This is a genomic window from Pedobacter heparinus (assembly GCF_032678725.1).
Classification (GTDB): domain Bacteria; phylum Bacteroidota; class Bacteroidia; order Sphingobacteriales; family Sphingobacteriaceae; genus Pedobacter; species Pedobacter heparinus_A.
Map to the genome: position 1 here is coordinate 112,300 of NZ_JAVTSC010000009.1, position 22,285 is coordinate 134,584.

Genomic DNA, 22,285 nt, shown 5'->3' on the forward strand with positions numbered 1-22,285 from the left:
TTAGGGATTGTCGCAGAGCGTGACAGTTGGTTTGATAGCGGTATCCATAATTAAGGTTAGGGAGCATTACAGGGCTTGGATTTCTTCAATAGTAAGGCCTGTTAACTCTATAATTTCATCAATAGGAGTGCCTTTGGCTAGGAGTTTAAGAGCCATCTTAGCCCGTTCTTCTTCGCGACCTTTCTGCTCAGCAGTTTTAATGGCATAATCCATCACATTTTCATTATCCCACTTGTGCTTTAAACTATCGTTGTACATATTTCTTTCCTCTTCGTTTAAATTGGCATAGTTTGCCAGGTCAAATAATGGATCAAATTCTGAGCCGTTTAGATATTGAGGACGTTCCTTAAATTCGGTTAAGTGCTTTAAAGCGTATAACCATTTGTCAAGGTCGGTCTCCAGCTCAGTGGGGCTCTTTACAAAGCTAAGCATCTCTATGAATATAAGTCCCATTTTATCGTAGAATATTTTGCCGGTATACCTGTTTGTCAGACAGATATCATGGACATATGCTGATGGAAGAGTATTGGGTAATCTAATATTGTGCTCTCCTTAACATGGGCCGTAAAACAGGGGAGCTGCCAGATTGAATTTCTCCTATTACCTCGAAACCGTGACGCTGATATAGCGAAATATTTCTGGGATTTGAAGATTCGAGATAGGCCATTGATCCATTACGATCAACGGCCTTGAGTGCTTCGGTCATCAGTGCAGCGCCTGCCCCCGCACCCTGATGTACCGGGTCAACACCTATCATCGGCAAGTACCAGTGCGGTTCGGTTGGATGAAATTTTTCCATTTGCTCAAAAATCCGCTGCATATCCTCTTTTATATCGTTGTCAGTGTTTTCGTCGAACAGTCTTGTCAGGGATTCTTCATCAGATCTGGCACCAGGCGGCAGCCATAGGGCAACGCCGGTGATCCCATTGGCCATGTAAGCAGTTCCCGATTCGAACGCTTTTCCACCGAAAGCCTTCGCTATCGACGGAAAAGCTGCCAGATATTTTGCCGGGTCCGGCAGTGACCATCTGGCCATCGGGTCAAGGCTGAATGCCAAGGTTAATACGCCAATGGCGCCGGCTTGATCCGGTGCCGTGGCTATTTTTATGATATTGTTGTTATCTGCCATGGCTTTATTCTTTAGCTATAAAACCAAGGGAATCGTATAAATGTTTTTAAAGGTAGACCGCACGCTTCCCGTTGATCAGGATAAAACCCCCGGATGGAGTGAGGGGCCGGTGTGTTGACAATTGGAAACGTGTGGTAAAACTGGCGATGCTTGTAGTGATCCTATCGATGAAACAGGATCTATAATATAAAAGGCCCTGGAATTTTCCAGGGCCTATAAATTTTTATATAAAATTTATAGCTTTTCGATTTCTTCGATGGGAAGACCTGTCGTTTTAGATATTAACTCGATTGATAGTCCCTCATCTTTGAGGCTTTTAGCAATTTCAATTTTCTCTTCCAGTTTTCCTTCTTCCTTTCCTTCTTCCTTAGCCTTTTTTTCTGCGTAACGAATACCCGCATTCCAGTCAGATTTTGCTTTCACATCTGAGTGGTACAATTCACGTTCTTCTTTAGTCATTTTACTCATCTCCGCAATTTTAAAGATTTTTAATCATTGATTGTTTTATTTTTCTTGCCGTCATCTCGACGATAAGAGAGACCTCTTGTTTGAGCGTGCTTTAACGTGGATTTGCATAGTTCAAGGGGTTTCTCGTCGCTTCGCTTCCCTCGAAATGACGTGAAATGGTTATAGGCTGTAAGCGGATCGATGTAGCGGCTGTTTTTTTCTGTCATAGATTTTAAGTTAGTCAGGTGAATCTAGACAGATTTGAATTTAGTAACCACAGAAAAAGCAACATTTATTTTTTTAAGTATTTGACTTATAGCAATATATTGTTTAAATATTCAATATTTTGAGATGAGTTGCAAAGATTTAATAGAGCTCTGTATAAGACAAAACATAAGAATTAGATATTGGCTAGTTTTAGGGGTAAATTAACGAATGATATTGCGTTTTGGCAGGCTTTTATACGTAATGTGAAACTCCTTGCACAGCGCAAGGATCTGCTCCGGGGCTAACGTTAAGTTGCCTATGGAGTGGTAATGGTCCCTTTTATCAGGGGCACCCACCATAATGAGCGTGTCGAGCCGAACAGTCATGGTGCCACCCTGATCTCCATTGGGCCTGTCTTCATAGCGGGTATCGAGCATGAAGTCTTTGACCTCATCCCATTTGATCAGCGCTTCATGAATTGGGTAATATTTCCTAACCAGCGCCAGGCCGCTGTATCTTTTGAGATTGGAAAAAAATGTGATCCCTTCTTTGTTGATGATCATCGACGGACTTAAAGGCAGCCTGGAAACCAGGAAATATTCGAGCGGAACGGCGAATAGAACAGCAATGAATCCGGAGAAAAACCAGACCTCAAAGCTATGTTTGGTTGTTGCGATCTCGTATATGGCCCAGATAACCGGGATGATAATGATAAACAGGCAGCCAATACTTGCGTTTTCTTCTCCGTCTCTGGACTTTTTAATGATTACAGGCTCCATCAGACATTTTCTTTATTTATAGATTGCCCTCAACAGCGCAGCTATGGGCCGAAAGCAAAATCTCATTGTATTTCCTGAAATCGTCTATATTAAAACTGTCAACAATAGTTTTGTTGTATTCTTGTACCAGCGCATCGTAGTTCTTCAGCAATTTGTCCATTGACGATCAAATGTGGTGATTTATCACCACAAAAATAAGGTAATTTTTGCGCGGAACCAATGGTATCTTTACGCGTTGAATTGGCGGGTGAGCTAAAGTTCTTCGATCTCTTTGATGGTAAGGCCGGTTAAATCCGCAATTTCATCAAGAGCAGTACCTTTGGTTAAGAGTTTGAGCGCCATTTCTACAGCTTTTTTGTGTTCGCCTTCAGCCAATCCCTTTGCCCTGGCTTCTTTTTCGGCGTAGCGTAGCGTGGCATTATTGTCACGTTGTATTTTTAGACTTTGCTGATATTCGTTCATCTCTTCAGGTGTTAAATTGCCAATTTCTGCAATCTCGAATACTTTTTTATATTCTTCCTTTTCTCTCAAAGATACAGGAATCTCCTCAAATTGTTTTAAATTATTTAAGATGTACAGCCATTCTTCTAATTCGTTTTCGAGTTCAGTTTCTGTTTTTTTAAACTTGGGCATCTCTATAAAAATATAGCTCAATTTTGGGAAAAACTCTTTGTTGGTATGAATTTCTATCAACCTTACGTCGTGTATAAAATGGTCGGGATGGCTGTCGTCAAACTTAAAATCCATGATGGCAAGAAAGTAAATCTCCGGTAGGAGGTAGTCCCAGTCGGCATCTACGTCGACACCTTGCTCCTGTATCAGATTGGTTGTGTAGAAGATGCTGCGGTCTATGAAATTCTGGACTTTTGCTTTTTGCATTTCGATGATGAAATTTTCGCCTTTATCCCCGGTACAGTAAAGGTCAAAGATGGTTTTCCTGTACTTTTTTCCCGGACCTTTGTACTCCGTGTTTTTATATTGAATGTCGACAATTACTTTTCTGCCTTTAAATACGCCGTTTAAGAACTTGATCAGTAAATCGCGATTTAGTGCTTTTCCGAACAGATGCTTGAATCCGAAGTCACTGTATGGATCAATAAAGCGGGTAAGTTGATCTTGATCCAGGATTGTGGTATCGGTAGTTGTACTTGTTTTTTCTGACATTTATTGCTGGTTAGTTTCAGCAAAGCTACGCTGACTATTATTGCGAAATCTAATTTCCGTGAAGATCAGCTGGAAACACTAAAGTTTTAGGGTTTTGCGAAATTTAGTTTGGAATTGGAGGTTTCCGGAATGTACTTTTCAGGATGAAATTCTGTTCAAAAAAAGGGAAAAATAGCATTAGATTGTTAGTAAACCAAAGATTCTTATATTCGTGAAAATTCGCTGTCATGACTAAAAATTTTTTACGCTGTACCTTGATTCTGATTATTTATTGCCTGAGTTCCTGTACCAGTTCGGATGATGAAGTAGGTTGCTGGAAGTGTACCATTAAAAAATCAGGATCTGAAAAAATCAGAACTATATGCGACAAAACGTTGCAGGAAGCTAGCAACATAGTGCTCAGCGAGGAACTCGGTTATGGCGGCAGTAGTGCTAAAAATATATCATGTAAACCGGATTAAAGTTAAAAGTTCTCCTTCATCGCTGTTTGCTGCTTACCGTTCTGAAAAAGGATCAGCTTTTGCATTTGCTTCTTAATTCAAATATTTACTTTTTTGAACTGCATTGTTTTTATTGCATAAAGGACAAGCTGCATGTATTGGCGGGTGGGCTAAAGTTCTTCGATCTCTTTGATGGTAAGGCCGGTTATATCCGCAATTTCATCAAGAGCAGTACCTTTGGTTAAGAGTTTGAGTGCCATTTCTACAGCTTTTTTGTGTTTGCCCTTTTCTAAACCTTCTGCTAAACCTTCAGCAAATCCCTTTGCCCTGGCTTCTTTTTCGGCGTAGCGTAGCGTGGCATTATTGTCACGTTGTATTTTTAGACTTTGCTGATATTCGTTCATCTCTTCAGGTCGGACCTTGCGATTGAAAGTTTAGATTGTGCTTTCCTTTATTGATTCAATGAACTTACGTGAGCTTTCTAACTTCTCTGGGAATAATACCCTATCCTTCAGGCGATCTGCCACTAATGACAATAGCGTTTTTTCGGATATTTTTACCAATTTATCAGTATTTCTTTTCTTGGTTCTCATAGTACAAAATTAAACAATTTTCGTTGGTAACAAATACGGCCTGGTACTTTACAATATTAGAATTTCCATTACTTGTGAAGTAATATTTAATTCCAATTTCTGTATGGTGCCCTTTTAAAACGAAATAACCAGAATTTGACATAGATACAAAGCTACGCTGACTATTATTGCGAAATCTAATTTCCGTGAAGATCAGCTGGAAACACTAAAGTTTTAGGGTTTTGCGAAATTTAGTTTGGAATTGGAGGTTTCGGAACTGGGCTTTTCAGGACGAAATTTTGCTGTTAATTCTGTTTAGGGTGGCCATTCGTTGTTACCGGATGTACAGTGGAAGATTCCATTTTTCGAATTGGATTTTTGATGGTTTGAGCTTGGTTTTGGAGGCTAATTCCTTGTGTGTAAGCGCTACACTAAGTAAAAATTACCGAATAATTTGTGGTTAATTATTTAAATTATCGGTAAATTTACAGCTACAAGGGAAACCGATGACAACTTATAGTTCATATACTGACCAGGAACTGACGGCTTTGCTGAGGGCAGGGAACCACCAGGCTTTTACTGAAGTTTTTAACCGTTACAGCAGCTTATTGTATGCCCATGCTTTTAATAAGCTGCGGGATGAAGCGGATGCGCGTGATGTGGTTCAGGAGATGTTCATTGCCCTGTGGGCTAAACATGACCATCTGGATGCGGGCAATAACCTGTCGGGGTATTTGTATATGGCTGTGCGTAATGCCATCTTCAACCTGGTGAAGCATAAAAAGGTGGTATCTGCCTATGCGGAAACTTTTACCAAAATAAACCAGCAGATCACTGCGCCTACTGATTATTTAATCAGGGAGCGGCAGTTTGCTGCCATGATTGAAAATGAGATCGCTGCGTTGCCGCCAAGAATGCGTGCGGTATTTGATTTGCGCAGACATGAAAACTTGTCTAACAAGGAAATTGCCGAGCGCCTGGGTATTGCAGAGTCGACAGTGGCGGATCAAATGAAAAAGGCGTTGAGGATATTGAAACCAAAGATTGGATTGATCCTTGTGCTGATCTCCTGGATGGATTCTTAATTACTAATTTTTATACAGTTTGGTGGAACGATTAAATTTCGTTACTATTGCACGATATAATTGTAATAGCACTACATAATTTAATTGTAATAGCCCAGAAGGATATAATTGTAATCGTACGAAATAAGTCATGGCTACTCCGCAAGAAAGATTTATAGAATCGTTAAAAGAATTGCAGAAACTGCAGGATAATGGTGTTGTTGCTATTCACACTGATGAAATTCCGAACAGAACATATAAAAGCATTTTAATTAGAACGGGGTTTTTAAAAGAGGTTTCTAAAGGATGGTATATTGCAACTAGTCCCGAAGAAAGATCTGGTGATACCACTTCATGGTATACTTCCTATTGGGATTTTGTAGCTAAATTCGTAACCCATAAAAACGATACTAAATGGTGTATATCAGCAGACCAGTCTCTACAGTTGCATGCCGGTAATTGGTCCGTTCCTGCACAATTGATTATACGATCTCCAAAATCAAATAATACGACAACCCCGCTGCCAAATAATACCTCTCTGTTTAATTTAAAAGCGGATTTGCCGGATGAAGACTTAATTGTAATGGAAAAAGGCATTAGAATGTATAGCAAGGCCGCTGCATTAATTTATGCTTCTACATCTGTCTTTTCCAATAATTCCTTAGATGCCAGGACTGCATTGTCAATGATAAGCGATGCCTCTGAATTATTACCGACTTTGCTTGAATATGGACATACTACACTGGCCGGCAGGATTGCAGGGGCATTTCGAAATATCAATAGAGAAAAGATATCTGATCAAATTGTTGATACCATGAGGCAGGCTGGCTATGACGTAAGAGAAATTGATCCGTTTGAAAGTAAATTAAATATCGATCTCTCTGTTCGGGAGAGATCACCATTTGTAAATAGAATTAAGCTGATGTGGATGGAAATGCGGGAAATTATTATCAAGGCTTTCCCTAAAGCACCAGGTATTTCTGAAGAACATGGTGCTTATATTTCAAAAATAGATGATGTGTATACTACAGATGCATACCATTCCTTATCTATAGAGAGATATAAAGTAACGGCCGAACTGATTGATCGCGTGAGCAGTGGTATGTGGAACCATAACATCAATAAAGAAGATAGAAAACAAAAGGATGCTATGGCAGCCAGAGGCTACTACCAAGCCTTTTTAATAGTAAAGGAAACTATAATTAAAATTCTGAACGGAGCTAATGCGGGCAAACAAGCCGATGTTGATCACCAAAAATGGTATCGTGAGCTTTTTGACCCGAGCGTGGTGGCTGGTTTGTTAAAATCATCTGATCTGGCAGGATACCGCCGTCATCAGGTATATATTGGCGGATCTAACATGTTCCACTTAGCGTTGAGGCGATGCGTGACGCAATGCCTGTACTTTTTGAGCTACTAGCAGCCGAAACAGAGGCGTCGGTAAGGGCAGTACTAGGTCATTTTGCATTTGTATTTATTCACCCATATATGGATGGGAATGGTAGAATTGGCCGTTTTCTAATGAATGTGATGCTTGCTTCAGGTGGCTATCCCTGGACGGTGATTCCAGTAGAGATGAGGGCGGAATATATGGAAGCCCTGGAAAAGGCAAGTGTAGCACAAGATATAACAGCATTGACTAAGTTCATAGCACATTTAGTTAATGAAGGCATGAAAGGTAGACCTGTGGCTCATCTTCCCGAATAACGTTCCATCAAACTATTTAAAGTGTTATTCACAATTATTTAACATTTTTTTCATTTCGCATACCCAATCTGGTTTGCTGAGTTGTATTACATATAGAAAGCAGATCAATTAATCCAGATAGCGATGCAGGAGCATGAATTTAAAGCGTTATTAGAAAGGTACACAGCAGGTAAAGCTAGTGAGGAGGAAATTGCCTGGCTGGAGCATGCTTACCTGCAGTGGAACGAAACTGATAAGCTGGCTTTAACTGCTGAGCAGCTGCAGGCTGCACAAAGTTTAATGTGGGCAGTTGTTGAGCGGGAAGCAAAACCGATCAGGAAGGTGAAACTCTGGCCGCGTGTTATTGGCGTGGCTGCTGCGGTAGCAGCAATTGTTTTTGGGGTATGGTTTTATAATAGCGATAAGATCCTTCGCGGTGCTCTGGATGACAAAAGCCTGGCGTATCAAAATGACATTGCACCCGGCAAGAACACTGCAACGCTTACGCTTGCTGATGGGAGGGTGATTAATTTGAGTGATAGGAAAACGGGGGTTGTGGTGGGGAGTGAGTTGAGATATAATGATGGTACTATTTTGTCATCCAGAGCGAATGCGAAGGATCTCTTGAATAGCACAAACAAGAGATCTCTCCCATACGGTCGAGATGACGGGCAGGGCGCTGATAGCAAGGTGCAGATGCTTACTGCAACTACGCCGAGAGGTGGGATGTACCAGGTGGTTTTACCGGATGGCAGCAAGCTTTGGTTAAATGCTGATTCAAGAATAAGTTTCCCTTCACAATTTATTGGTAAGGAACGCAAAATATTGTTATTATACGGCGAGGTGTATTTTGAAGTGGCTAAGCATAAAAAAATGCCGTTTATAGTGGAAAATATGGCGCAGGAGGTAACCGTGCTTGGAACGCACTTTAACATTAGTGCTTATAAGGATGAAAATGGTGTTAAGACTACGTTGTTGGAAGGTAGTGTAAGGGTGTCGTCGTCAGGGCCGACCATCACGTCGTCCAGCCTGAACACCCCGTCATCCAGAGCGAATGTTTTGTCATCCAGAGCGAAAGCGAAGGATCTAGATCCCTCGGAACTCGGGATGACAAATGAACTCGGGATGACAAAGAGCATAGGCACAACAGTATTAAAACCCGGTGAACAATCCATTATTACCAACAACAACCGCATAACCGTAAACAAAATCGACGTGGAATCTGCCGTTGCCTGGAAAAACGGCGAATTCGTATTTGAAAATGAAAAGATTGGCAGCATTATGCGCAAGATTGCGCGCTGGTATAATGTGGATGTGATTTATGAAGGGGATGTAGCCAATAAGGAGATCTGGGGATCGGTATCGAAATACGAGCAGGTGAGCAAGGTATTAAAAATGCTGGCCGGTGCGCAGACCGTAGATTTTGAGATCAACAATAAAACCATTGTAGTAAAACCATTTAAAAGGAAATGACAGCAGGAACACCCATCGGACCCGTTATGTACGATACAGAGCCTAGTCCGGGAGCTTTTAAGGGATTGTACGTATCTCCTGTAATGCTGATGGAGCAATTGGATGCCTTGATTAACGAGCATTTCAGGGAAGAAAAGAGCCCTGATTTTTACAGCAGCGCGCTGGCCCATATTACCCGAACGCTCAATAACATTACCCATCAGGAACGTGGCAAAACCGTTTTTGCGATGGTTCAGGACCGGGTACTGGCAGAAGCCCAATACCTCCTGCGTACTACGCGGATGCATATAAGAATCCTGGCGTTTATCCTGGGTTTTGAAGATCCGGGCTATTTCAGCCGGTTTTTTAAACGGATGACCGGAATGACACCCAAACAGTATAGAATCAACTCGAGAACCAAATAAATTGCTAACCAACAAACCAAAAGATGAAAAGACTTTACAGGAACGACCCTTAACACCATTTACAAGCCCATAAAAAATAAACAGGGATGCTTGAACACCCCTGTTTGTGCTGATGGCAAATTATGAATTAAACACAATTTAATTACGTGTATGCCAACGTCCTGGAAAGATATCAGGCATACACCGCGTAAACCAAGCAAGTAAATGTATAGAAAAAATATGAAGTTTTTAGGTAGGCCAGTTCCTTACCTGAAAGACCTTAATCTATTATTAGCGATGAAGATCAGCATCCTTATATTGATTGTCAGTATGGTACAGGTAAGTGCATCCACATTTGCACAAAGCCTGACGATTACCGCAAACAAGGCACCGATGGCGCAGGTATTGAAAGAAATACGGAAGCAATCGGGGTATAAGTTTATTATAGACGGCGATCTATTGAAGCGCCTGCATCCGGTATCTGTTTCCGTAAAAAATGCAAGTTTAGAGAAAGCCTTGTCTGCATCCTTTTCCGGCCAGCCGGTTAGCTATGAGATCGTAGAAAAGACAATTTTTATAAAAGCGAAGGAGTCTTCTCTTTTTAATGTCATTCAGAGCGCAGCGAAGAACCTGTGGAAGGATCTGACTGTTAAAGGTCGGGTTGTAGACCAGGACGGGAAACCGCTCCCAAACGCCAGTATCCGGGTAAAAGGGAAAAGTGCTGTTACGAATACTAATGCGGATGGTGAGTTTGAGATTAAGGGTGTGGATGAGGATGCGGTTTTGCTGGTGAGTTACGTGGGCTTTAAGACTTTGGAGATTAGTTTGAAAGATGCGGTGATGCCCTTAGAGATTAAGTTGAATGTGGCTACTGGAGAGTTGGAGGAGGTGAATGTAACTTACAGTACCGGTTATCAGAATATACCTAAGGAGCGTGCAACGGGAAGTTTTGTGCAGATTGATAAGGAACTATTTAGCAGAGGAGTAAGTACGAATGTACTAGATAGAATATTGGAGGTAACTAACAGTTTAAAGATAGAAAAGACTCCTCTTGTGAGTTCTAATATTACAATTAGAGGCTTAAGTACAATTAACGCAAGTATGAAACCACTAATCGTTGTTGATGGATTCCCTTATGAAGAAGTAGGAGAAAGCACTACCAGAATTTCTTTGAATAACCTTAATCCTAATGATATTGAGTCAATAACAATTTTACGTGATGCCGCTGCCGCATCCATTTGGGGGGCGAGGTCAGGAAATGGTGTGATTGTAATTACTACAAAAAAAGGAAAGTTTAATCAAAATACAAATGTGTCCTTTCAAAGCAGTGTTAATCTCGTTGAGAAACCTCGATTGGATAAAATGAAAGTGATCGATCCAATGGAAGCAATTGAATTTGAGAAAAAGGCATTTTCTGTGGGTTCTTATAATGTTTATGATGATCTATATCCTTCTATTGATTATTTTCCCGCTCTTTCACCTGCGGTGGAATTGATGCTTGCTGCTAGAAAGCAGCATATTTCTACCCCAGGATATAATGTTTTAAAAGATCCGGAAGTCCTTGCGCAACTGGCTGCAATGGGAGGGTATGATATCAGGGATGATATTAGTAAATATTTGCTACAAACTGCTGTTAACCAACAATATTCTTTTAACATTAGTGGGGGTAGTGAAAAGATGAAATATTATACTTCGTTTGGGTATGACAATAATTTGCCTATCGAAAAGGGCAATCAGAATGATCGGGTTACCTTAAATTTTAACAGCACTTTTAAGCCAATTAAAAATCTTGAATTAAATACATTTATTGTATACACAAAACGTAAGAATACAGCTGCCTTCGGTGTTAACTATACTTCATTTCTCCCTAATGCACGTGGAACTGTTGCGCCATATAGTCGCTTAGCTGACAATTATGGAAATAGTTTGCCATTAGCTAGAAATATTGATTATAGAGTAGCCTATCTTGATACTGCAAGTTATCCCGCCCTCCTGGACTGGTATTATAGACCTTTAGATGAAATGGAAAATAGTGATAATACAACTGATTTAAATAGTACGCGTATTGGAGGTGGAATTAAGTATAATCTTCTTCCAGGCATCGCCATTGCAATAAGCTCCCAATATGAAAACGTAAATTCTAACAACAATAATTATAGCAGTATTAAGTCGTATGGAACGAGAAATACAATTAATAGATTCATGTACAAAGATGCATCTGGTAAAATACAGTACCCAGTTCCGCTTGGTGGAATATTAGACTTTACCAATAGCGAAAGTATAGACTGGAATATTCGCAGTACACTTACCATAGATAAGAAATGGGCGAAGCATCAAATCAGTGCAATAGCTGGGGTTGAAGCAAAAGAGATTAGCTTTTATAGTAATACTGAAAGAAAATACAAATTCGATCGCAATACCTCAACATTTTCGACCAACATGGATTTCAAGAATAGTTTTGCAATAAGACCAGCTGGACACGTTGGTGCTTTTGGTACGATATCTTCAGGTGAATCAAATAGTGGAATTCTTAATCGTTTTATGAGCTATTTTGCTAATGCCGGCTATACTTATAACAATAAATATACCTTGACAGCAAGTGGAAGAATTGACGGAAGCAATTTTTTTGGATCAAAAGCCAATCAACGGATTACTCCGCTTTGGTCATCCGGAATATTATGGGATATATCAAATGAAGATTTCTATCAATTAAAATGGCTGTCTTCTTTAAAATTGAGAGCTACCTATGGCTATAACGCTAATATGAACAATAGAGCTACCGCCCTTCCAACAGCTCAGTATAATAATCCCACTGGTACATATAACAATGAAATCTATTTGACTTTATTAACCCCACCCAATCCGGGATTGACTTGGGAGAGGGTTAAAGTGGTTAATCTAGGGGTAGATTTTGGAATTCTAAACAATAGGATAAACGGCACTCTAGAGTACTATAAGAAAAAAGGAGTTAATTTAATAGGTGCTAAAATTATTGAATCAACAGTAGGAGTTTCAACTTATAGTGGGAATTACGGCACTATGACTGGTAAAGGATTCGATCTTATATTAAATTCGGTTAACTTTGATCGAAAACTGAAATGGGCAACTAGTCTTAATTTGAGTTACAATACAGATAAAATTACTAACTATGAAATAAGCCAATTTAATAAGAATAATACTTCAAATTACTTTAGTCCTACATTCTTAGTATTAAACGAACGTCGTTTAAAAGTCTATAGCTACCCTGCCGCAAGTCTAGATCCATTAGCTGGACAGCCAAGGGGATACGTAAACGGGCAAATAGTCGACTTTATTCAAGTCATTCAGCCGTCTTCCTCTGGTGGGGCTAATCCTTCAGATTTGATTTATCATGGTTCAGCCACTCCAGAGATTTTTGGCAATGTATTAAATACATTGAATTACAAGCAAATTTCTTTATCCTTCAATATCGGGTTTCAACTGAAATATTTCGTGCGTACAACATCAATAAATTATGCCAGTATGCTTTCTGGATGGGGCAAAGCACATAGTGACTATGCCCTGCGCTGGCGAAAACCAGGTGACGAAGATTTTACAATAGTCCCTTCTATGCCTAATAGCAATGATGGACGAGATGATTTTTATATGAATTCTAATTCCTTAGTTGTCAAAGGAGATCATATTCGGTTAAGAGATATCCGTCTTTCGTACGCTCTAAATAGGTCTACTATTAAACGTTTACCATTCACCAACGCAAATTTGTTCGTTTATACAAGCAACTTGGGCATATTATGGAAAGCAAACAAAGATGGTATTGATCCGGATTATCCAGATAATAGCGTACCACCAGTTCAACGTAGTATAGCAGTTGGTTTAAATTTAAACTTTTAACAATATGGAAAAGTATTATATGGAATTTAGAAAATATGCACTTTTATATCTCGTTGTGATAACTACATGTTTAATTGCATGTAAAAAAAATTGGTTGGAGGTTAAATCCGATAAGAAACTAACGGTGCCAATATCTTTAAATGATTTTCAAGGATTACTGGATAATGTTAGTGCGATGAATCAACAATTTCCCAATTTGGGAGAAGTTGCATCAGATGGACATTACGTCACAGATATTTCATATCAAAATACGACGAAAAATGCGACCTCGGATGGATACGTTTGGAGCAAAACCGTTCTCCATAATACAGTGACAGATTGGAACACTTCCTATTCTAAAATTTTGATTGATAACATTGTTTTAGATGGCTTAAATAAACTCACATTAACTGATAATGCTGATAAAGAACAGTGGTCTAACATAAAAGGCCAAGCTTTGTTTCATAGGGCAAGGATTTTCTTTGAACTTGCTCAAATCTATTCTCCACCGTATAATTCTTCAACTGCTGACAGGGATATCGGTATTGTTCTAAGACTCAGTTCTGACATCAAATCTGTTTCAAAGCGCAGTACTGTCAAGGATACATACGAACAGATTTTAAAAGATTTAAATGAAGCCAAGAATTTGTTGCCAATCCGACCTTTAGTTCTTACTCGTGGCTCTTCTTCTGCAGTTGATGCATTGCTAGCGAGGGCTTACCTAAGTATGGAGGATTATGACAATTCTTTTAAAGCAGCCGATAATTGCTTGAAGCAGTATTCTTCATTATTAGATTATAATGAGGTCTTAGCATCAGCCAATTTTATTGGACGCTATAACAAAGAAGTCCTATTTCATACAAACTTTGTAGCATCTTTTATAACAACAAACTGTCTGGTAGATCGTAACTTATTTGATGCCTATTTGAGCAATGACCTAAGAAAAACTAGATTTTATAGACAAAATGCAAATAATACTATTAGTTTCAAAGGAGCTTATGAATCCCTTACTAATCAGCAGTTTAACGGTCTATCGACCGATGAGATTTACTTAACTCGATCCGAATGCTATGCACGAGCAGGTAAAACGGCAGAGGCCATGAAGGATTTAAATGATTTGATGATCAAAAGATGGGATAAAAATGTTCCTTATCCTACTATCACTGCAACAAGTGCAGACGACGCCTTAGTGAAAATTTTGGAAGAACGCAAAAAAGAGCTGATTTTACGGGGTGTTAGATGGATGGATTTGAGGAGGTTGAACAAAGACCCAAGATATGCTGTGACCCTAAAACGGACTGTGTTGGGAGTTGAATATACTTTAGAACCTAATAGTTATAGGTATACTTTTCCGATACCTGATGACATTATTCAACAGACGGGGATACAGCAAAATCCAGGCTGGCCATGACAGGGATGTTAGTGGTGGCGTCCTGATCAGCCCGTCATACTGAATTTATTTCAATATCGCCGAAGAGAAAAGTCGATGGGCTAGATGTGAATAGGGAGGGCGGAGATCCGAGCTTACATCAGGATGGCGGTAATTTAATTTATGATGACAAAAAACACTTTAACAACTTTAAATATGGGTGTGAGGCGCTAGCTATATAAAAAACTTCTAATCAACACGCAAATTTAAATACAAATGAACATGAAAAATTTAATCATTATTATAGCGATTGTTGTCTTTTCGATAACAAAGCTGGGTGCTCAATCCGCACCTAAATCTAAGGCTGACCTAGCTTGGGAGGCACTAAATGCAAGACTAGTTTCTGTTGGAGTTGAAAATGACAAGCCTAAACAACTGAAAGAACAAGAAATTAGGAATAGAAAATACCTAGAAGAGGGGTACAAATTTTGGAATGATTTCCCAAATGATAAAAGACGAATAAAGTGGCTTCAAGCGACAAAATCCTATTGTGCACCAGATTTTTGGATGGATCTAAATTTGGGTGCTAAGGCGAAATCAACTTTAGAATTCTACGATGCGACGTTTGATTTTCAATTGTATGACAATTGGGAAACAAAACTTCTAAGAGTAACTGGAAGTGTTTTGAATGATTCAAAGATTTCCGAACGAGAAAAACAAACGATTAGTTTAGGAGAATTTCAAACGGAATTGGTTCGATCAAAAAACGCCTCTTATAGAGGAGATAAAGAAAAATTTATTAAAAAAATAAAAGCACGATTTATTGCTTCATTTTCTCAGCTGAAATTTGGGCAAGATTATAGTTCGTCAATTAGGTTGGCGGAGATGCTTTTTTTGGATAAAGATGGGTATGGGTTAAATGATAATGATTTAAAATCATTCACCCTCAACTTCAAAAAAAATGAACATTTCGAAATACAGAAATGGGCTTATCAGAAATTATCTATTTTTTCTTTACAAGAAGAACCATTCGTTCTAAAGCATCCAACGGTAAATGGGAAGGACGTTGACATTGCTAAACTGCGAGGGAAAGTAGTTTTGTTAGACTTTTGGGCGACATCCTGTAGTGTTTGTATTGAGAGAATGCATGTAATTAAGAGAATCTACGATAAATATAAGGATAAGGGATTTACGGTTATTTCAGCTGCATATAATCCAGAAGAAGATATTGATCAAATTCTTAAAATACATCATGAAGTTGGTGCCGAATGGCCATTAATGTTGCTAGGTGGTAATAGTGGTAGATCCGGAGTTGTAGCAAAAAATAGCATTGGAAAGATGATATTTGAAAAGTATGGGTTTTCCTATGTACCTCAATTACTATTATTAAATAAAGAAGGAAAGCTAGCAATGTATAATGGGCTTCTGATAAATGGAGACTTTGAACCCATTATTAGAGAATTGTTGATTAAGATCGATACGAACAACAGTTCTGTCCCACTCGAGAGAGAGTTGGCGGTAAATGATAAAAATTACAATACTGATTCTTATTACAAATTGGATGATGGTTATAAAGATCATACAGAACGAATAGCTGCTCCATTTAGAAAAGCATTAAAAGATTATCAAAATAGAATGGAGGCTTTTACCGGAAGCAAGTCCATTAAGGATTGGATGTCATCCCTTAAGAAAAGTGCTGGCTTAGACTCATTAAGAATGGCGCTAACACATCAGACCTACAAGACCGCTATAGAGGCTTATGTTAAAGAGACTATTTTATGGATATGTAAACATCCAGAGTCCCTTTATACTCCCGAGTTAATAATGATGTGGTGGCCAGGTGACGATTTGGAATTTGCTTACAACATTTTAAATCCTGAAATAAAAGATAGTTTTTGGGGGCTAAAGTTGCAAGAAAAATTGAAACAGATTGTTGAAACTTATGTAAAATAGATTAAAAATGAAAGATCTCAATTCTATAAAAATCATATTACCAATAGTATTTTCAGTTATGATGAATAATTACAGTTATTCACAAAAAATCTATGAATACATTGTTACAGGAAAAATAAGAGGGTTACCAAATGGGGTCAAACTTTCTTTAATTACTGCAAATAATCAAAACTCAGATATCGCAGATACATTACAAATTGTAAGAACTAAAGGTGAAGGCTTCCAATTTAAAATTCAGAATCCTATAAAAGGGAAAATGTGCTTTTTAATAGTGGATACAAATACTTTTAAATTCTCTAACAAACGTGTTAATTGGATAAGACTTATACTCGATACTAGCTCAATCAATATTGATGGGAATTCTGACATTTGGCCTTTGGGAGTTGTCACGAGTTCATTAGCAACATTGATTTATGAACAATATCATAGGTTAAACGATAGCTGCAAATTAGAAATTGCTGCATTAACTAGTGAGATACCAAAGGATAGTTTAAGAATCAAAAACGCTAAAGAAAATCACAAAAAAGTATTAAATGATTATTTTAAAATGAATGGTAATTCTTATGCCGTTCCTTTACTAATTATGAATAGCTATACTCTTACTACTGCGGAGAAGATTAAGGCTTATGATTCATTATCCGATAAAATAAAAATGAGCTTCTATGGTCAACAACTAAAAACTGCGAATCAGATTAACTTTGGAGAACAAATCCCAGATTTTAGTATAGTCACAGCCAATAATAATAGTATTTCATTAAAAGGATTGACTACCAAAAATAAAATAACATTAATTGATTTTTGGGCCAGTTGGTGCGTTCCTTGCAGATCCGCTATTCCACATCTTAAGTCGGTATATAAAAAATTTAAAGACTTCGGGTTTAATATTATTGGCATATCAACTGATAAGGATGAAATACGATGGAAAAAGGCTCTGTCGGACGAAAACATGCCTTGGGATAATGGGCTAGATGTTGCAAATTTTTCTAAATCCTTTTTTAGTGTAGAAGGAATTCCTGCTTATATCTTACTTGATGCTACTGGGAAAATTATAGCATCTGATGTAATTAGTTTATCAGGGAAAGGAATTGGAGTTAAAGGGTATAAAATAAGAGGCGAAGAACTGGAAAAAACTTTAGAAACACTGTTAATTGGAAACAATAAATCAAACTAATAATCATGAAAAGACTAATAATCATATTTATAGCAACTATAAGTTTATTCTCCTGTAAAAGTGAAGATCAAGCTTTACCAGCAACAGGTACGATTTGTGTAATTAATGCTGTAACTGATGCCGGAGCAATAAAGGTAAATTCTTCCGCGAAAAACATTGCCTGGTCCAGTCAAACCACAACAACAGCCTATTTAGCAAGAGGGTTTTACTATGCAACGGAAGGGAATCCTAATTTGATTGTTGTTCCTGCATTGGATACCAATGCAATTTTATTTAATGCGTCGCGTGCAATTAAATCAAAGGTTTATACCATGTATTTATCAGGTACAAAAGTCGCAGTAGATACAATTTTCAGAGAGGAGATAGATTTCCCTTATATCGTTACCGATGTAAGGATACCATCATCGGCCGATAGTGTGGTCAATGTCCGATTTGTAAATCTATCAATCGGCAGCCCCGCTTTAAAGATAAAACTGGCTACAGGAACTGGCAATGAAGCAGATAATCTGCCCTATAAGGGCATCTCTACATGGAAAGGATATCCAGCAAGATTGGCGACAACCGTTTATAGTTTTCAAGTCAGGAATGCAGCTACAGATGCTTTGATTACAACTTTCAATTTCAGTGCCACTGCAACCAACAGATTTAAAAGTGTAGCATTGTTGATCAGAGGAGTGTTTGGTACGACGACAGGAAGTGCAACTTTTGGAGTCACGGCAGTGAATTATTTCTGAAGAAACCCAATCAAATAATTATACTATTGTTCATTTTAAAATTTAGCCTTTTTCAATAAAGGTAGAAAGTTATGAAATTTAGAAAGAAATTATTGCCTGTCTTAGTTTTGCTTATAATTATTGCAGGAACAGCTTTCACACAGATCGGTAAATCAAACATCACTAATAAGAAAACAAATGTCGATTATGCATATTGGTTTCAGTACATAGGACCAACCAATGAGCCAATATGGTTTAGCGATTACACCAATCCTAATAATTATGTTTTTTTGGATAGTCAAGATCCGTATGAATTGTGTGGATACGGTCAAGACGCTTTATGTAGCGTTTTAACCGAACGCAATTGGAATGGTTTTGAATGGAAACCTGATTTTTCAAATACAGGTTATGGAAGTGCGTATTCAGGATTGTATTATTTCTACACCTCCGGTATTCCTGGTACTACTGCTGTCCATTTAAAAGCTCAGTAAGTGAGAAAGATTGATTTGGCTAAATGGGGAAGATTAAACCACATCCGCATCTTAAAAGACATAATTAAATGAACCTTGGTTATTCAAATTTTATAAGATGTGCCTTATGAATCAACGTTAAAGCATTTGCACTATTAAAGAAGGCTTATCACATAAAATTGGAATACCAGGTTCAATAAGAAATTAAAATGAAATTAACCGTTTGAGGTTTGGTTGAACGAAGATGTCCGGAGGAGTTTCTAGGTGTACTCTTCCGGCTCTTTAAAAGGAAACAACAATTTATGTTATACCTGAAAATGAAAAAACGAAGAAATCAATTGAGCCCGGTGGAACCGGACGTATTAAATACACTGTTTATCTTCCTGGCATTGTCGGATGATTTTCAGATTACTGCAGAAAATGCGGGCTTCAAGACCTTTCAGGATTTGCTGGATAACCGGGAGCGGGCATTGGATGGTTCGATATTTACCCCGGCGCAGGAAATGGAGTTATTCGACTATGCGGAGTTTCATGGGTTTGTTCATTTATTGGGATCAGAATAATGTACCATACCACCATCAACCAAAAAATAAGAGCCCTACGCAAAAAACGGCACTGGAGCCAAAAACATATGGCAGGACTATTGCATATTTCTGTACCGGCATACAGTAAGATTGAATGTGCATTTACAGAGGTATCTGTAAGCCGGTTAAAGTTGCTGGCTGCTATATTTGAAGTGAAGGCCAGTTGGTTGCTGGATGAAGAGGAGGCGGTGGTAAAGAAAGAAAATGAAATATTGAAGGAGAAGCTAAAAGTCAGTAATATTGAAATCATGGCGTTACAGAAGAAATTACTGGCTTGTTTTGAAAGTAAAAATAGCCGTTCTCTTCTGAGGCTGGAATAAATTTTTTCTTCTTTAACAGAAGAAAAAAATGAATCCTATGCCTCTTCAGAGAAGGCAATTTTATGGTCAACGGAAGGTGCAGAGGGCTTCCGGCTCTTAAAAAATGAAATGATAACAAATTAACAGCTACTATGAAAAACAAAACAAACCCAAAAATGCCAAAGCTTCCAAAAAGCTTTACCGACAACCTGGAAGCAATTGCTAAAGGCTTACATGGCAGGCCCATAAGTGCAAATTTTGCCGGGGAGTGGAAGATATCGGAAAAAGAAGCCACGGAAATGCTGCAATACCTGGCCGATACCCATATGATTCAGATCAGATGGCTGCCAGAAAAAAGTGCCCTGTGTTTTATCAAAAAAGAACTGCCGAATTAAACCTATACTATGAATAACCTACCTAACGAAGAACCAGATTATAAAATCTTATACGAAATTGCCCAGCTGGACTTAGAAAACCTAAAGGGCCAGCTGGAACATTGGGAATTGAAAGCGGGCATGTTGCGCAAGCTTATTGAACAGCAGTACGAGTTCGCAACTGCAATTGAGTTGAAAATAGAACTATTGAAATCTGGCACTATAGATATAAAAAGACTAAGCTTAAAATAAAGAAATAAGAGCGTGGCGGGGTTAACCTAACAATTTGAGCGTTGTATTTTCGACACCTGCCCGCTCTTTATTTAGTAAATTGTAAACAACCGTTCGCTTCAAAGCCTGCATAATGGGACTAAACAACCATTCGTTTCAAAGCCTGCATAATTCCCGATGAAAAATCGGGAAAGAAGCTAGGGCTTTTCAACGAAGGTAATTTAATTGTCAATGCAGGGTGCGGAGGGATTTAACATACTTCACCTGCCCGCTCTTTATTTATTTAATGCGACATCAAGAAAATCCGGGATCATAGCCATCAGCAAATCTGTTTTTTGCGTTAGTGCAGAGTGCATGGTTCCGGGCAATATGGCGAGCTGGGAAGTGGGCATTGACAGCTCACCTAAGCTCCCACCACCAAATAATTTATACAAGGCTATAGTATGTTCGGGCTGGATGATATCCGCATCACCGGCTATAATCAAGGCGGGAGCGATAATCGCACTGATTTCTTCGGCCGGCCAATCCTGCACTTCCTGTTCAAAAGCGCATACTTTAGCAAGCTGTTTAGGCCAGTCTTCGGGTCTTGGGGCTGTGCCCAGGTACTCTGTTTCATATGGCGAACCTTTCAGCCCTTGCGCCATGAACTCCGGATTAAACAGGGTACTGAGATCTGGATGCCGCCCGAGGCTGTTATAGCTGACCGAGGCCAGTATGAGTTTTCTGACTACATCGGGCCTGCGGATAGCCATCAGCAAGGCCACCCCTGCGCCCGTACTGTAACCGAAAATGTCGGTTTTCGGGATATTCAAAACATGGAGTAGTTCAATAATGTCATTTGCTAGCTGTTTGTAAGAAAGCGGGCGTTCCGGGATATCGGCTGTATGGCCATATCCCTGAAATTCTACCGCGATAACTTGTCTTTTTGCGGCGAGCAGATGGATTAACTTGCCGAATGCGGTGCCGATTCCTGATAGTGCACCGGGTAAAAGGAGCAGCGGCGCTCCAGTACCATGTATTTCATAATATAGCTGTAATCCATTAATGCTAGCATAGTTTCCACGATTTTCCATTTCTTTTGTGCTTATTTATTGACAAAGGTGGGAACTCCCGGGGAAACAAATCTTGGTGTACACCAAGATCAAAATTTAACGTTGTTGAACAGCTTGCTGAAATTGGTGGGGTCTATGCCCAGATAGGAAGCGATGTATTTGTGCGGTACAATTTGGAGTAGGTGTGGGCTTTTCCGGCAAAACTTTTTATACCGTTCTTCGATATTCATTGCGCGCAGCTCGATATGCAGATCAATCATGTCTGCGAACATGGCTTCGGTCATCCGGCGGAAGAGCCTTTCTATTTGCTGTGACTGATCGACCAGCTTTTGTAGATTTTCATAGCTGATGTAATCCAGTTCGCTGTCTGTTAAGCAAATTAAATGGTATTTTGAAGGCACATGAAATGAAAAAGAATCAGCTATGGCACATAGATGCGGGAAATAGGTGAAAACCAGTGTGTAGATTTTATCGCCGGTTTCAAAGTAAGACATTTGAACGCCGCTTTTTACAAAATACAGCTCCCGCTGGATTTGACCGGGAACGGTGATGAAATCCCCTTTCTTGAACGATTTGGTTTTAAGGCAATCGGTTAACAGATGGTATTCGGCCAGGCTAATGTGGTGGAATTGTTTGAAAAATTCATAGCGCTCCATAAGGGAAGGTCTGTTTTAGCGAATAAATATAGGGAATTTATGGTGGGGGGATATTTTTGGGGGGGTGGATAATGGTGGTGTTGTATGAGGAGTTTACGGGGCTGATAGGGAGGATAGAGATGATGATTAGTGGAGAATATAAGGAGACGCATTATATTTTGTTTATTGCTATTATTTATCGACCGTAAAATTTATTGATAATATCGTAATAATATGTTAT

At 38.9% G+C, this 22,285-nt stretch carries 24 protein-coding genes; 15 read left to right on the top strand and 9 right to left on the bottom strand.

All coding sequences use genetic code 11. The features are described 5' to 3' along the window. Positions 1–66: 66 nt before the first annotated feature. From R2Q85_RS14690 to R2Q85_RS14720, 7 genes are all read right to left on the bottom strand, one after another. On the bottom strand, positions 67–540 hold the full coding sequence (locus tag R2Q85_RS14690) for a PD-(D/E)XK nuclease family transposase (RefSeq protein ID WP_316812668.1): 474 nt from the start codon (positions 538–540) through the stop codon (positions 67–69). Next, a complete protein-coding gene (locus R2Q85_RS14695) occupies positions 536–1,036 on the bottom strand; it encodes an N-acetyltransferase (RefSeq protein ID WP_316812549.1) in 501 nt (166 codons plus the stop codon). The genes R2Q85_RS14690 and R2Q85_RS14695 overlap by 5 nt, the downstream gene beginning before the upstream one ends. 327 nt (positions 1,037–1,363) lie before the next feature. Further along, a complete protein-coding gene (locus R2Q85_RS14700; RefSeq protein ID WP_316812550.1) occupies positions 1,364–1,597 on the bottom strand; it encodes a hypothetical protein in 234 nt (77 codons plus the stop codon). A gap of 407 nt (positions 1,598–2,004) precedes the next feature. Beyond that, positions 2,005–2,562 (bottom strand): hypothetical protein, encoded by a 558-nt coding sequence (locus R2Q85_RS14705; RefSeq protein ID WP_316812551.1) that lies wholly within the window; start codon positions 2,560–2,562, stop codon positions 2,005–2,007. Between the two features lie 16 nt (positions 2,563–2,578). Beyond that, positions 2,579–2,722 (bottom strand): hypothetical protein, encoded by a 144-nt coding sequence (locus tag R2Q85_RS14710; protein ID WP_316812552.1) that lies wholly within the window; start codon positions 2,720–2,722, stop codon positions 2,579–2,581. Positions 2,723–2,814: 92 nt separating this feature from the next. Further along, positions 2,815–3,726 carry an Rpn family recombination-promoting nuclease/putative transposase gene (locus tag R2Q85_RS14715; RefSeq protein WP_316812553.1) on the bottom strand — a complete coding sequence of 304 codons (912 nt, stop codon included), beginning with the start codon at positions 3,724–3,726 and terminating at the stop codon, positions 2,815–2,817. Between the two features lie 610 nt (positions 3,727–4,336). Next, a complete protein-coding gene (locus R2Q85_RS14720; protein WP_316812554.1) occupies positions 4,337–4,570 on the bottom strand; it encodes a hypothetical protein in 234 nt (77 codons plus the stop codon). A 674-nt stretch (positions 4,571–5,244) separates the two neighbouring features. Between R2Q85_RS14720 and R2Q85_RS14725 the strand changes: the two genes are divergently transcribed. From R2Q85_RS14725 to R2Q85_RS14795, 15 genes are all read left to right on the top strand, one after another. Next, the gene (locus R2Q85_RS14725; protein WP_316812555.1) at positions 5,245–5,823 is read left to right on the top strand and encodes an RNA polymerase sigma-70 factor; all 579 of its coding nucleotides are present in this window, start codon (positions 5,245–5,247) and stop codon (positions 5,821–5,823) included. A 130-nt stretch (positions 5,824–5,953) separates the two neighbouring features. After that, on the top strand, positions 5,954–7,222 hold the full coding sequence (locus R2Q85_RS14730) for a cell filamentation protein Fic (protein WP_316812556.1): 1,269 nt from the start codon (positions 5,954–5,956) through the stop codon (positions 7,220–7,222). Then, positions 7,186–7,509: a Fic family protein gene (locus R2Q85_RS14735; protein ID WP_316812557.1), complete on the top strand. Its 324-nt coding sequence runs from the start codon at positions 7,186–7,188 to the stop codon at positions 7,507–7,509. The genes R2Q85_RS14730 and R2Q85_RS14735 overlap by 37 nt, the downstream gene beginning before the upstream one ends. A 123-nt stretch (positions 7,510–7,632) precedes the next feature. After that, positions 7,633–8,961: a FecR family protein gene (locus R2Q85_RS14740; protein WP_316812558.1), complete on the top strand. Its 1,329-nt coding sequence runs from the start codon at positions 7,633–7,635 to the stop codon at positions 8,959–8,961. Next, a complete protein-coding gene (locus R2Q85_RS14745; protein ID WP_316812559.1) occupies positions 8,958–9,365 on the top strand; it encodes an AraC family transcriptional regulator in 408 nt (135 codons plus the stop codon). The genes R2Q85_RS14740 and R2Q85_RS14745 overlap by 4 nt, the downstream gene beginning before the upstream one ends. 204 nt (positions 9,366–9,569) lie before the next feature. Next, the gene (locus tag R2Q85_RS14750) at positions 9,570–13,214 is read left to right on the top strand and encodes a SusC/RagA family TonB-linked outer membrane protein (protein WP_316812560.1); all 3,645 of its coding nucleotides are present in this window, start codon (positions 9,570–9,572) and stop codon (positions 13,212–13,214) included. Positions 13,215–13,218: 4 nt separating this feature from the next. Then, positions 13,219–14,604, top strand: a complete 1,386-nt coding sequence (locus R2Q85_RS14755; RefSeq protein WP_316812561.1) for a RagB/SusD family nutrient uptake outer membrane protein — start codon at positions 13,219–13,221, stop codon at positions 14,602–14,604. 240 nt (positions 14,605–14,844) lie between these two features. Beyond that, a complete protein-coding gene (locus R2Q85_RS14760; RefSeq protein WP_316812562.1) occupies positions 14,845–16,515 on the top strand; it encodes a TlpA family protein disulfide reductase in 1,671 nt (556 codons plus the stop codon). A 7-nt stretch (positions 16,516–16,522) separates the two neighbouring features. Further along, positions 16,523–17,686: a TlpA disulfide reductase family protein gene (locus R2Q85_RS14765; RefSeq protein WP_316812563.1), complete on the top strand. Its 1,164-nt coding sequence runs from the start codon at positions 16,523–16,525 to the stop codon at positions 17,684–17,686. A gap of 5 nt (positions 17,687–17,691) precedes the next feature. Continuing rightward, positions 17,692–18,420, top strand: coding sequence for a hypothetical protein (locus R2Q85_RS14770; protein WP_316812564.1), 729 nt, complete (start codon positions 17,692–17,694; stop codon positions 18,418–18,420). A 71-nt stretch (positions 18,421–18,491) separates the two neighbouring features. Next, positions 18,492–18,890: a hypothetical protein gene (locus R2Q85_RS14775; RefSeq protein WP_316812565.1), complete on the top strand. Its 399-nt coding sequence runs from the start codon at positions 18,492–18,494 to the stop codon at positions 18,888–18,890. A gap of 296 nt (positions 18,891–19,186) precedes the next feature. Then, positions 19,187–19,432, top strand: a complete 246-nt coding sequence (locus R2Q85_RS14780) for a hypothetical protein (RefSeq protein WP_316812566.1) — start codon at positions 19,187–19,189, stop codon at positions 19,430–19,432. Then, positions 19,432–19,773 (top strand): helix-turn-helix transcriptional regulator, encoded by a 342-nt coding sequence (locus R2Q85_RS14785; protein WP_316812567.1) that lies wholly within the window; start codon positions 19,432–19,434, stop codon positions 19,771–19,773. The genes R2Q85_RS14780 and R2Q85_RS14785 overlap by 1 nt, the downstream gene beginning before the upstream one ends. Positions 19,774–19,904: 131 nt before the next feature. Further along, positions 19,905–20,147, top strand: a complete 243-nt coding sequence (locus R2Q85_RS14790) for a hypothetical protein (RefSeq protein WP_316812568.1) — start codon at positions 19,905–19,907, stop codon at positions 20,145–20,147. A gap of 9 nt (positions 20,148–20,156) precedes the next feature. Further along, complete coding sequence (locus tag R2Q85_RS14795) at positions 20,157–20,378, top strand: hypothetical protein (RefSeq protein WP_316812569.1); 222 nt, start codon at positions 20,157–20,159, stop codon at positions 20,376–20,378. Between the two features lie 254 nt (positions 20,379–20,632). Here R2Q85_RS14795 and R2Q85_RS14800 read toward each other — a convergent pair whose 3' ends face one another. Both R2Q85_RS14800 and R2Q85_RS14805 read right to left on the bottom strand, forming a co-directional pair. Further along, complete coding sequence (locus R2Q85_RS14800) at positions 20,633–21,430, bottom strand: alpha/beta hydrolase (protein ID WP_316812570.1); 798 nt, start codon at positions 21,428–21,430, stop codon at positions 20,633–20,635. Positions 21,431–21,498: 68 nt separating this feature from the next. Then, the gene (locus R2Q85_RS14805) at positions 21,499–22,065 is read right to left on the bottom strand and encodes a Crp/Fnr family transcriptional regulator (RefSeq protein ID WP_316812571.1); all 567 of its coding nucleotides are present in this window, start codon (positions 22,063–22,065) and stop codon (positions 21,499–21,501) included. Positions 22,066–22,285: the final 220 nt, after the last annotated feature.

Coding starts and splice junctions, on each gene's coding strand:
- R2Q85_RS14695 (WP_316812549.1), bottom strand. CDS start 1,036: ATGGCCAGATGGTCACTGCCGGACCCGGCAAAATATCTGGCAGCTTTT.
- R2Q85_RS14700 (WP_316812550.1), bottom strand. CDS start 1,597: ATGAGTAAAATGACTAAAGAAGAACGTGAATTGTACCACTCAGATGTG.
- R2Q85_RS14705 (WP_316812551.1), bottom strand. CDS start 2,562: ATGGAGCCTGTAATCATTAAAAAGTCCAGAGACGGAGAAGAAAACGCA.
- R2Q85_RS14710 (WP_316812552.1), bottom strand. CDS start 2,722: ATGGACAAATTGCTGAAGAACTACGATGCGCTGGTACAAGAATACAAC.
- R2Q85_RS14715 (WP_316812553.1), bottom strand. CDS start 3,726: ATGTCAGAAAAAACAAGTACAACTACCGATACCACAATCCTGGATCAA.
- R2Q85_RS14720 (WP_316812554.1), bottom strand. CDS start 4,570: ATGAACGAATATCAGCAAAGTCTAAAAATACAACGTGACAATAATGCC.
- R2Q85_RS14725 (WP_316812555.1), top strand. CDS start 5,245: ATGACAACTTATAGTTCATATACTGACCAGGAACTGACGGCTTTGCTG.
- R2Q85_RS14730 (WP_316812556.1), top strand. CDS start 5,954: ATGGCTACTCCGCAAGAAAGATTTATAGAATCGTTAAAAGAATTGCAG.
- R2Q85_RS14735 (WP_316812557.1), top strand. CDS start 7,186: ATGCGTGACGCAATGCCTGTACTTTTTGAGCTACTAGCAGCCGAAACA.
- R2Q85_RS14740 (WP_316812558.1), top strand. CDS start 7,633: ATGCAGGAGCATGAATTTAAAGCGTTATTAGAAAGGTACACAGCAGGT.
- R2Q85_RS14745 (WP_316812559.1), top strand. CDS start 8,958: ATGACAGCAGGAACACCCATCGGACCCGTTATGTACGATACAGAGCCT.
- R2Q85_RS14750 (WP_316812560.1), top strand. CDS start 9,570: ATGTATAGAAAAAATATGAAGTTTTTAGGTAGGCCAGTTCCTTACCTG.
- R2Q85_RS14755 (WP_316812561.1), top strand. CDS start 13,219: ATGGAAAAGTATTATATGGAATTTAGAAAATATGCACTTTTATATCTC.
- R2Q85_RS14760 (WP_316812562.1), top strand. CDS start 14,845: ATGAAAAATTTAATCATTATTATAGCGATTGTTGTCTTTTCGATAACA.
- R2Q85_RS14765 (WP_316812563.1), top strand. CDS start 16,523: ATGAAAGATCTCAATTCTATAAAAATCATATTACCAATAGTATTTTCA.
- R2Q85_RS14770 (WP_316812564.1), top strand. CDS start 17,692: ATGAAAAGACTAATAATCATATTTATAGCAACTATAAGTTTATTCTCC.
- R2Q85_RS14775 (WP_316812565.1), top strand. CDS start 18,492: ATGAAATTTAGAAAGAAATTATTGCCTGTCTTAGTTTTGCTTATAATT.
- R2Q85_RS14780 (WP_316812566.1), top strand. CDS start 19,187: ATGAAAAAACGAAGAAATCAATTGAGCCCGGTGGAACCGGACGTATTA.
- R2Q85_RS14785 (WP_316812567.1), top strand. CDS start 19,432: ATGTACCATACCACCATCAACCAAAAAATAAGAGCCCTACGCAAAAAA.
- R2Q85_RS14790 (WP_316812568.1), top strand. CDS start 19,905: ATGAAAAACAAAACAAACCCAAAAATGCCAAAGCTTCCAAAAAGCTTT.
- R2Q85_RS14795 (WP_316812569.1), top strand. CDS start 20,157: ATGAATAACCTACCTAACGAAGAACCAGATTATAAAATCTTATACGAA.
- R2Q85_RS14800 (WP_316812570.1), bottom strand. CDS start 21,430: ATGGAAAATCGTGGAAACTATGCTAGCATTAATGGATTACAGCTATAT.
- R2Q85_RS14805 (WP_316812571.1), bottom strand. CDS start 22,065: ATGGAGCGCTATGAATTTTTCAAACAATTCCACCACATTAGCCTGGCC.